10 protein-coding genes and 3 rRNA genes are annotated in these 9826 nt (G+C 37.8%); 9 read left to right on the top strand and 4 right to left on the bottom strand.

Annotation, left to right across the window (positions count from 1 at the left end):
* The 3 genes from J7E66_RS26735 to J7E66_RS26725 all read left to right on the top strand — a co-directional run.
* Positions 1-164: ribosomal RNA gene (locus J7E66_RS26735) — 23S ribosomal RNA — on the top strand; the annotation flags it as partial.
* 76 nt (positions 165-240) lie between these two features.
* Positions 241-357: ribosomal RNA gene (gene rrf / locus J7E66_RS26730) — 5S ribosomal RNA — on the top strand.
* Positions 358-539: 182 nt separating this feature from the next.
* Positions 540-2006, top strand: a complete 1467-nt coding sequence (locus J7E66_RS26725) for a spore germination protein (RefSeq protein ID WP_215005761.1) — start codon at positions 540-542, stop codon at positions 2004-2006.
* Positions 2007-2064: 58 nt separating this feature from the next.
* On the opposite strand, the gene J7E66_RS26720 is transcribed toward J7E66_RS26725, so the two are convergent.
* From J7E66_RS26720 to J7E66_RS26710, 3 genes are all read right to left on the bottom strand, one after another.
* Positions 2065-2829 (bottom strand): sulfite exporter TauE/SafE family protein, encoded by a 765-nt coding sequence (locus J7E66_RS26720; RefSeq protein ID WP_215005758.1) that lies wholly within the window; start codon positions 2827-2829, stop codon positions 2065-2067.
* A 129-nt stretch (positions 2830-2958) separates the two neighbouring features.
* Complete coding sequence (locus tag J7E66_RS26715; protein ID WP_308162597.1) at positions 2959-3249, bottom strand: hypothetical protein; 291 nt, start codon at positions 3247-3249, stop codon at positions 2959-2961.
* Positions 3250-3310: 61 nt separating this feature from the next.
* Positions 3311-4555: an MFS transporter gene (locus J7E66_RS26710; protein WP_215005752.1), complete on the bottom strand. Its 1245-nt coding sequence runs from the start codon at positions 4553-4555 to the stop codon at positions 3311-3313.
* A gap of 173 nt (positions 4556-4728) precedes the next feature.
* On the opposite strand from J7E66_RS26710, the gene J7E66_RS26705 reads away from it, so the two are divergent.
* Genes J7E66_RS26705 through cysC form a run of 5 tightly spaced genes read left to right on the top strand, consistent with a single transcriptional unit; the run spans position 4729 to position 8604 of the window.
* Entirely contained in the window at positions 4729-5490 is a 762-nt protein-coding gene (locus tag J7E66_RS26705) for a phosphosulfolactate synthase (protein ID WP_215005749.1), read from the top strand.
* Positions 5481-6026 (top strand): histidine phosphatase family protein, encoded by a 546-nt coding sequence (locus tag J7E66_RS26700; RefSeq protein ID WP_215005746.1) that lies wholly within the window; start codon positions 5481-5483, stop codon positions 6024-6026. Before J7E66_RS26705 ends, J7E66_RS26700 begins: the two co-directional genes overlap by 10 nt.
* 19 nt (positions 6027-6045) lie before the next feature.
* Positions 6046-6756: a phosphoadenylyl-sulfate reductase gene (locus J7E66_RS26695; RefSeq protein ID WP_215005743.1), complete on the top strand. Its 711-nt coding sequence runs from the start codon at positions 6046-6048 to the stop codon at positions 6754-6756.
* 43 nt (positions 6757-6799) lie between these two features.
* Complete coding sequence (sat, locus tag J7E66_RS26690; RefSeq protein ID WP_215005740.1) at positions 6800-7969, top strand: sulfate adenylyltransferase; 1170 nt, start codon at positions 6800-6802, stop codon at positions 7967-7969.
* Between the two features lie 35 nt (positions 7970-8004).
* Positions 8005-8604, top strand: a complete 600-nt coding sequence (gene cysC, locus J7E66_RS26685) for an adenylyl-sulfate kinase (RefSeq protein ID WP_215005737.1) — start codon at positions 8005-8007, stop codon at positions 8602-8604.
* Positions 8605-8612: 8 nt separating this feature from the next.
* Here the strand turns inward: cysC and J7E66_RS26680 are convergent, their stop codons facing one another.
* Positions 8613-9230 (bottom strand): YitT family protein, encoded by a 618-nt coding sequence (locus tag J7E66_RS26680; RefSeq protein ID WP_168244158.1) that lies wholly within the window; start codon positions 9228-9230, stop codon positions 8613-8615.
* Positions 9231-9681: 451 nt separating this feature from the next.
* On the opposite strand from J7E66_RS26680, the gene J7E66_RS26675 reads away from it, so the two are divergent.
* Positions 9682-9826: ribosomal RNA gene (locus J7E66_RS26675) — 16S ribosomal RNA — on the top strand; the annotation flags it as partial.

The following is a 9826-nucleotide window of genomic DNA, read 5'->3' as shown; positions in this document are numbered from 1 at the left end:
GGATAAGTGCTGAAAGCATCTAAGCATGAAGCCCCCCTCAAGATGAGATTTCCCATAGCGCAAGCTAGTAAGAACCCTGAAAGATGATCAGGTTGATAGGTCAGAGGTGGAAGCGTGGTAACATGTGGAGCTGACTGATACTAATCGTTCGAGGACTTAACCAATTTTTAAGGCATACTCGTTTTTACAAACTTCTTCTGCATTATCTAGTTTTGAGGGAATGATTCCTCAAAAAAAAAGTCTGGCAGCAATGGCGAGAAGGTCACACCCGTTCCCATACCGAACACGGAAGTTAAGCTTCTCAGCGCCGATGGTAGTTGGGACACGCGTCCCTGTGAGAGTAGGACGTTGCCAGGCATTTCAAGGACAACCTGAAAAGGTTGTCTTTTTTTGTGTTCGAGATAATAACTGGAGGGTGGTTCACATAATATACACTCGAACTCTCTATAGAGACAGAATTATTTGATAATATGAAAAGAGTATATTAACCTCAAACATGTTGCAAAATACCAATAATGAAAATTTAGGAGTTGGCATGTTTGGGAAAAAAGGGGACTCAAATTACAGTTAAGGAAAAGTTTGAGGATAATATAGAATACTTAATAAAAGAATTACGAATCGGAAAAAGCTTTGATGTGATTCACCGGCCATTGGAATATGGAGGACTCCGGTTCGGGATGTTTTTAATAGATGGGTTCGCTTCAGCTAATCTCTTACTTTTAATTATGAAGGAGATCGAGAAACGGAAACCAGAGGATTTTGGAAATAGTCCAATTGACAAGCTTTTTAAAACCTTTATTCCTCATGTAGAGGTGAATACATCAGATGATTTAGAGGAAGTTATAGCCCAAATTCTTGCAGGACAAACTGCAGTAGTAGTAGAAGGCGGTAAACAAGTAATCCTGATTGATTCACGTGAATATCCAATCCGTTCTCCTCAGGAACCAGATATTGAACGTGTTGTACGGGGACCCCGTGATGGCTTTGTTGAAACGATTGTATTTAACTTAGCTTTAATTCGCAGGCGTGTACGGGATCGATCCCTTGTAATGGAATACGTCCAAGTAGGAAAGCGATCTAAAACAGATATTGCATTAGTATACATAGATAGCATCGCTGACCCGGATAATGTAAAAATGTTAAGAAATGAACTTGAAAAAATATCCATAGATGGGATTCCAATGGCGGAAAAAACGATTGAAGAATTTGTATTTGGCCGAAATTATAATCCATATCCATTAGTTCGATACACAGAAAGATCAGATACAAGTGCCGTTCATTTAATGGAAGGCCATGTATTAATAGTGGTGGATGGGTCACCAAGTGTAATGATTTGTCCAGCAACCTATTGGCATCACTTGCAGCATGCTGAGGAATATCGTCAAAAGCCGGTAATTGGGATTTTTTTAAGATGGGCACGATTTATCGCTGTATTATCCTCCTTATTTCTCATACCACTTTGGTACACTTATGCGACCAATGAACAATTACTCTCAGATCGATGGAAGTTTATCGGTGTAGAAGATCAAGGGGAGATTGGTTTAATCTGGCAATTTATCATTGCTGAAGTCGGAATTGAAATTTTGCGAATGGCAGCTATACATACTCCCAATGCCCTTGCAACTGCGTTAGGTATCGTTTCTGCAATAATCATTGGAGATGTAGCGGTAGAGGTAGGGATTTTTACTCATGAGGTCGTCCTATATGTGGCAGTTGCTGCCATTGGAACGTTTGCCACACCAAGTTATGAGTTAAGCCTTGCCAATCGACTTTTTCGGGTTTTCTTTTTAATCATGGTTGCTTTATTTAAAGTTCCAGGGTTAATCATAGGAATCACGTTATGGATCACGCTCCTTGTTGTAACAAAGAGCATGAATACACCATTTTTGTATCCGTTTATTCCATTTAATCCACGAGATTTTCGGATAATGCTCTCTCGGACGCCAATTCCGCTTAATAATACAAGGGCTGCAATCCTAAGGCCACAAGATAAAACAAGGCAATAAAAATAAAGTCTATCAAATTTGATAGACTTTTGAGCTGTTTCAGATTTAATTACTTATATTAAATTAGTTTAAACCCACTAATCAAAATCATCACTGCCATAATAGTTCTTAGAGGTTTTGCTGGTAATTTAGAGGATAAGGTGCTTCCTAATATGACACCAGGGATCGACCCCATTAAAAGGTTAAACACTAATAGATAATCAACATTGCCGAATCCTGCGTGCATAATCCCTGCAGCGGAGACTAATAAAAAGGCATGAGCGATATCGGTTCCGACCAATTCTGGAGTTCTCAATCTGTACAAGTAAATCATAGCTAATGCAAACAATGAACCAGATCCTATCGATGTCAAGCCTACAATAAAACCTAATATAGCACCAATCAGAATGGTTAAGCCCCGTTTTTCGTGGATCGGCTTCTTTTGAAAATGATTCCATTCTAATTTATTTTTCATAAATGTTTTAAACAAGGTAGTCAATGCTACCAATATTAAAACGTAACCCAATGCGTGTTTAATCACCACTTCTTGGTTATGAAAAAAAGAATCAAATAAATGGAGAACGCCTACTGCACAGATCGCACTTGGAATACTCCCAATCGCTAGATACTTTACTAACTTGAAATTTATCGTCTTCTGCCTCCAATGTTGAATTGAACCAAAAAGTTTAGTTATGGAGTTATAAACAAGATCAGTACCTACCGCAATTGAAGGGCTGATACCTAATAAAATTAAAATTGGAGTCAACAAAGCGGCCCCTCCAACACCTGTTAATCCGACCATAAAGCCGATTAAAAGACCCATTACAATAATCCCCATGCTCATTACACGCACACCCCGAATATATCTAATCTAATGTTGATTTATAACATTAAAATATGAAAGAGTTAGATACCTGTGACATGAATGGTATGCCCAAAAAAAGTGGACCCAGCTTGGAGTCCACCTAAATCATTATTTATCTTTTTCTTCTTCATTCAAATTTATTTTTTTACATCCGACATATAAACAAGAGAAAATATCTAATCCAGGCCGAGCCTTAGCTAATCCTTTTATATAAGGTGTGACTAAATCCTTAAAATCCGCTCCGACTTCTATCTCTTCTAAAATTCCATAAACATAAAGCTTTTTTTCATCAAATAGAAGAGCCACGTTTCCTATTGCTTTGTTATTTCCATCCACCACATTTAATACCTGAAACTGCGGTGTGATTACCTCAGGAGAAAAATAAATCTGCAATGACATCTACTCCTTTTTATCTAGCCCAATTGTCAAGTAAACTCTCCTAACCGGACCTTTTTCAATTTTATGTGAAGGATAATTTTTCAAACAATGAATCACTTTCTTCTGAAGGCTCCTTTTTAGCAACATGTATGAGAATCATGGAAAGCAATCCACATAACAATGTTAAACCTGCTGTAGATAAGAACATCCCTGAACGGGACCATTCCATTAATGCCCCAAAAATAGGTGGACCAATGGCAACACCTAAAAATCTAACGGATCCATATAGAGAGGTAACGAATCCACGCCGGTCTGCCGGTACGGAACCAGTAATAAAGCTATTAATACAAGGAAGAACGAGACCAGTTCCAATACTGCTTATGACTAAGACAGCAAAAAATGGAAGTAAATTTGTAAAGAAGACCAATGATGCAAAGGAAGCAGTCATTAATAAACAGCCGATGACAATTAATCTTTTCATTACTTTCATTTTTTTTCCGATATTACTGCCTGTAAAATAGGAGGTTGTTGTCATAAATAAAAGGGGGATCGCTAAAATTGCACCTTTTAGTAAACCATCAATCTGATGATCTTTCTCGAGAATATCGGATATATAAAACAAAATCCCAAATAGTGTAAAAAGGCAGGAGGCACCTGTGAAATATGCTGCAAATAACCAGCGTCCTTCTGTTTTAAAAACTGATACAAGACCCTTCACATATTTTCCCAAAGGAGGAGGTTCTTTTTCTGCCTTTTTTTCCTTGATAAAAAAGATGGTGAAGAGAACTGACATCGCACAAAAAATCGGGAAGGCAAAAAATGCAGCATACCAAAACAGAAGTGCTAGAAGCGAACCGATAATTGGGCTTATAACCTTTCCGAATCCATTCGATGCTTCCACTAAGCCTAAAACCTTACTTTGTTCGCCACCCTTAAATAAATCGCCTGCCAATGCCATGGCAATTGGAGCCGTACCAGCAGCACCAATCCCTTGTAAAACTCTCCCGGCAAGTATCCATGTATACGGATTGGAGAACCAGGCTGCTGCAGCACCAGCTAAAAGACCCCCGCTGCCATACACGATAAGAGCTGGGATAATAATTGCTTTTCGTGAAAAACGGTCAGATAAATATCCTAAAACAGGTATAGATATTGCCGCTGCAATCGAAAATACTGAGATAATTAAGCTAGTCTGAAATTGAGTAATATTTAGTTCTGATTTCATTTTTGGAAGAATTGGGATTAACATTGAGTTTCCTAACACCAAAATAAGTGGGATTGAACCGATTGCAGTAATCGTCAAGCCTTTATGCTTTTGCTTTGGCAATGAATGTACACCCCTAACTGTAACTGTAAAATTAAGCCCTATTATTGTTTGGAATGAGACAAGAGTTTATACAATGACAATTGCCTATTTCCTAGGGGATAAAGCCCATTATATACACATTCACCCATTTTTTGAATAATCTATCCTAGAAAAATAGAGGAGGCGCATTCCCTATGAGTTTTTTAACCATTCCCGAAAGGACTTCAGGAATTAGATCATACGGTCTAACTTCTGTGATAGATACGGGAACCCCGATGGGAGAATTAAAGAATATCTTAGCTGATTATGGCCGCTTTATTGATATAGCTAAGATCGGGATTGGTTCAGCTTATGTAACGCCAAACATAAAGGAAAAGGTTCGGCTTTACAAGGAATATCATATTAGGACTTATTGTGGGGGTACATTATTTGAAAAATGTTTTTACCAAAAAAAAATTCCTGAATATTTATCCTTTTTACAGGATTTAGGGATTGAATGGCTCGAAATATCTAATGGGACACTAGATATCCCAATAAATGAACGCCTCCGTTTAATTTCACAATTAAAAAATGACTTTCATGTAATCGCAGAAGTTGGGTCCAAGGATCCTAATCAAGAAATGTCTATCTGTGGATGGAAAGAAGAGATAATGCTCTTCTTAGAAGCAGGTTGTGAATATGTGATTACAGAAGGCAGGGATTCTGGAACTTCAGGTATTTATGAAAAATGCGGTGATATTAAATCTGATTTAATTCAAGAGTTGGTCAGAGGTATTGACAGCAAAAAAATCATCTTTGAAGCACCATCGGCAAAACATCAAATGTATTTTATTAAAGAAATTGGACCGAATGTCAATTTAGGAAATGTGAAAATACGAGATGTACTAATATTAGAAGCGCAACGCTGTGGTCTAAGAAGTGAAACATTTTTTTTGGAGGGAAATGAATGCAAATAACGCTAATTAGACATCTTCCCACAGAATGGAATAAAAAAACCTGGCTGCAAGGCAGGAGAGATATAGAACTATCCCCATTAACAGATGAATTATATTTAGGAATAGCAGAGAATAAGCTGCGGCTGAAAAAATTAGCACCATTTGAACTTGTTTTGGCCAGCACCCTAAAACGAACTCATCAAACAGCTCAGCTATATGGCCACGCATGCCAAACAGAGGGTTTATTAGATGAATTAGATTTTGGTCCATTTGAAGGGCGTCCAAAGGAAGAACTTTTCGAGAAATATCGTGAGCTTTGGATTAATAATCCAAAAGATCTTGTGTTAGGAGAAAGTATTAAGAATTTAGAAGAAAGGGTTGTTTTGTTTATCGAAAAATATAAGAAGTTGTCCAATATTTTAGTGTTCGGCCATGGATCGTGGATTAGGGCAATGATTTCTTATTCGCAGTTTGGCGATGTTAATCACATGAATAAAATAATTGTCGAAAACAATGCCTGTATTACACTAGCAATGAATTCCAATCTTCGAGGATAGAAAGTCGAGGTGACCTTAATTGTCAGATCTGTTGACGTATGAAAATTGGGATGAAAAAAAGGTAGGTACCCTTTTGGACCATCCTCGCGATTTTCTAGATATTTTAAAATGGGCATACCAAAATTATGGAGAGAGAATTGTCTATTCGTGCAGCTTTGGCGCAGAGGGAATTGTCTTAATCGATTTAATTCATAAAGTAAATAAAAATGCGAAAATTATTTTCCTCGATACCGGCCTCCACTTTCCAGAAACTTATCAATTAATTGAGGAAGTTAGGAACAGGTACCCATCGCTGCAAATCGAGCTTATTAAACCTAGGGTATCGTTGGATGAACAAACCAAATGGTATGGAGACGAATTGTGGCAGAGTAACCCCAATCTGTGCTGTCATTTAAGAAAGGTGGTTCCTCTAAAGGAAGCATTACAGGATGTTGAAGCATGGATCTCAGGTTTAAGGCGAGGCCAATCCACCATAAGGAGTAACACCCAATATATAAATAAGGATGAAAAATTTAAGAAAATAAAAATTTGTCCCCTTATTCACTGGTCATGGGAAGACATTATGACTTATATCCATCTAAATCATTTACCCTACAATTCCTTACACGATAAAGGGTACCCAAGTATTGGCTGTGCTCCCTGTACAAAGCCTGTCGCAGATTCAAGAGACTCTCGTTCCGGACGGTGGGCTGGTCAATCGAAAACTGAATGCGGACTCCATGAAGCATAAATAGGCCACAAAGGCAAATTCAAGAGGTTAGGGAGGGAGTAAAATGAGTGAAAGTGTCCCCCATGGGGGTGAATTGGTAAATAGGATTAACCTAAATACTCCAATTGATTACACTCGTAACTATATAGAATTAGGTAATTTAGAATTAAGTGATTTAGAGTTAATTGCAAATGGAGCCTATAGTCCGCTAACTGGGTTTATGGGTCTATCTGACTATAATTCAGTAGTTAGCAATATGAGGCTGATCAATGGACTTCCGTGGTCGTTACCGATTACATTATCTATCAACAAAGATAAAGCGAAGGAACTTAAAACCGGTGAGATGATCAATCTAATCCATAATGGCACTGTGTATGGTGTAATGGAGGTGAAGGAATTATTTATCCCTGATAAAAAGTTTGAAGCTGAGATGGTATACAGAACAACCGATATTCATCACCCAGGGGTTAAAAGGCTGTTAGAACGACCGGAGATCTATCTCGGAGGTCCCATTACCCTGATAAAAAGACCTGAGAAAAGTAAGTTTGAAAGCTATTATTTGGACCCCATCCAAACAAGGAAGCAGTTTAGGAGATTCGGTTGGAAAACGGTAGTTGGTTTCCAAACTCGAAATCCCGTGCACCGGGCCCATGAATATATACAAAAAACAGCATTAGAGAATGTCGATGGGCTTTTCTTAAATCCGTTGATGGGTGAGACCAAATCGGATGATATTCCTGGTGAAATCCGTATGAAAAGCTATCAAGTCTTAATCGAAAATTATTACCCGAAGGATCGGGTGTTCCTTTCTGTTTTTCCTGCCGCGATGAGATATGCTGGGCCTAGGGAAGCAATCTTTCATGCCATCGTCCGGAAAAATTTTGGATGTACTCATTTTATAGTAGGGAGAGATCATGCCGGAGTAGGAAACTATTATGGAACATATGATGCCCAAAAAATATTTAGTCACTTCACAAACGAAGAACTCGGCATTAAACCGCTCTTTTTTGAACATAGCTTTTATTGTAAAAAATGTGAAAACATGGCCTCTGAAAAAACATGCCCACATGATTCAAAGCAACACGTAATTTTATCAGGTACAAAAGTTAGAGGTATGTTAAAAAACGGGGAACAGCCGCCAAAGGAATTTAGCCGGCCAGAAGTGGTTGAAATTCTAATCCAAGGAATGAAAGAAGCCTACTTAGATGAAACCCGCCGTTTGGAGACCCCTTAAAGCGAACCATTTGTAGAAAATAAAAGGGTGATGAAATGGGAAATAGTAAGAATATTATTTGGCATCAGTCAACGGTAAAAAAAACAGATCGCTACCTATTAAATGGGCATAAAAGCTGTGTATTGTGGTTTACAGGTTTATCTGGATCAGGAAAATCTACCTTGGCTAATGCTGTTGATCATGCTTTGTATCAACAAAAAATTATGAGCTATGTTTTGGACGGTGATAATATTCGCCACGGGCTAAATAGTGATTTAAGTTTTGGGATTGGGGACAGAAGAGAAAACATTCGGAGAATCGGGGAAGTGGCAAAACTGTTTGTTGACAGCGGCCTGATTGTTTCTTCTGCATTTATTTCTCCATTTCTTGATGATCGGCAGCTTGTTCGAAATATGTTTGAACCCCGCGAATTTATTGAAATATTTTTGAATTGTCCTATCAATATCTGTGAAGACCGGGACCCAAAAGGTCTATATAAAAAAGCAAGAAAAGGAGAAATCCCTGACTTTACGGGAATATCCTCTCCGTATGAGGTGCCAAATGATCCAGAAATCATGATTGAAACTGATACAATGACACTTGATCAATCAGTTGAAAAAATTATAGCCTATTTAAAGGAAGAGAAGATTCTTTAGGGATCTTCTTATCTTTTTCTCCAATTCGTCGTTAGGAATCTTATTTTTTGTAATTTTAATTCAAAAATAAAATCAATGATATTCGTTGAAAAGAATTGGCAAATAACTGCGAAAATAACAATTTTATAATCAATCACAAGGGCGGTTAATAAAAAAATCAAAAAGTTTATTCCCATCATTACTTTTCCGGGACTCCATTTCTTATAGGAAGCGATCATTAATGCAGGAATGACCATTCCACCGCTGGATGCCCCCGCTCGAATCAATAATCCTACACCAATACCAAAGAAAACACTTCCACATAGTATATCCACCATGATATGGATATGAAGATGTGGAACTAGGGCTGTTAGAAAAGTTACTGTCGTGGAGGTAATAGCAACCGAAAGAATCGTTCGAATGGTCCAGGTGTATCCAAAATACTTTAAAGCGAAAAGTAGAAAAACAATATTAGATAGCCATAAAGAGAAACCAAGAGATAAATGAAACCAGTGATTTACCAAGATCGCAAGTCCTGCTGCCCCGCCGGAAGGGATGGAGTGAGGAAATAAAAACAAGGACATCGACATGCCCTGAAGGGTAGCCCCAAATAAAATGCAGAAATAGGTTAAATAAGTTCTTTTCATTGTTTAAAGGAATAAACCATATCAATTGTTTTTTTCAATTCCACATAAATACCTCCTCAGGACTATCACTCCTTGTCCATTTTATGAGAAGAAAAAAAGGAATATGTAGAATGTTTTTTCAACGTGATAATATCAAGATAAAAGATGCTAAATAGATTGGAAAATATTATTTATTGAATGCTACACACTCGGATGTTATTATAAGAAAGTTCCTTCGCGAGCGATTCAAAACGTTATTGATAAAAAATAAATTGTTGACGATGTTGGCAAGGACATGTTATAGTATATTTCCTGTCACTTTTAAAAACTAGTAATCTAGTAGTAATAATTGTAGCAAGGAGAAATAGTTTTGTTCTTTGAAAACTAAACAAATAAAGACGTGTAAACAAACAATAACTATTAGCTTCATTTGTTGAAGCTAAGCCAACGTAACAAAATGAGCGAATCAACTTTCTTGGAGAGTTTGATCCTGGCTCAGGACGAACGCTGGCGGCGTGCCTAATACATGCAAGTCGAGCGAATCTGCAGGAGCTTGCTCCTGTTGGTTAGCGGCGGACGGGTGAGTAACACGTGGGCAACCTGCCTGTAAGACTGGG

It is taken from the genome of Bacillus sp. ISL-7 (assembly GCF_018613065.1).
Note: the sequence above shows the minus strand (reverse complement) of the source record. Positions and strands in the feature narration are given on the sequence as shown.

What these genes read in the sequence shown, in the direction of transcription:
- J7E66_RS26720 (WP_215005758.1), bottom strand. Translation starts at nt 2,829, where the DNA reads ATGAGCATGGGGATTATTGTAATGGGTCTTTTAATCGGCTTTATGGTC.
- J7E66_RS26715 (WP_308162597.1), bottom strand. Translation starts at nt 3,249, where the DNA reads ATGTCATTGCAGATTTATTTTTCTCCTGAGGTAATCACACCGCAGTTT.
- J7E66_RS26705 (WP_215005749.1), top strand. Translation starts at nt 4,729, where the DNA reads ATGAGTTTTTTAACCATTCCCGAAAGGACTTCAGGAATTAGATCATAC.
- J7E66_RS26700 (WP_215005746.1), top strand. Translation starts at nt 5,481, where the DNA reads ATGCAAATAACGCTAATTAGACATCTTCCCACAGAATGGAATAAAAAA.
- sat (WP_215005740.1), top strand. Translation starts at nt 6,800, where the DNA reads ATGAGTGAAAGTGTCCCCCATGGGGGTGAATTGGTAAATAGGATTAAC.
- cysC (WP_215005737.1), top strand. Translation starts at nt 8,005, where the DNA reads ATGGGAAATAGTAAGAATATTATTTGGCATCAGTCAACGGTAAAAAAA.
- J7E66_RS26680 (WP_168244158.1), bottom strand. Translation starts at nt 9,230, where the DNA reads ATGAAAAGAACTTATTTAACCTATTTCTGCATTTTATTTGGGGCTACC.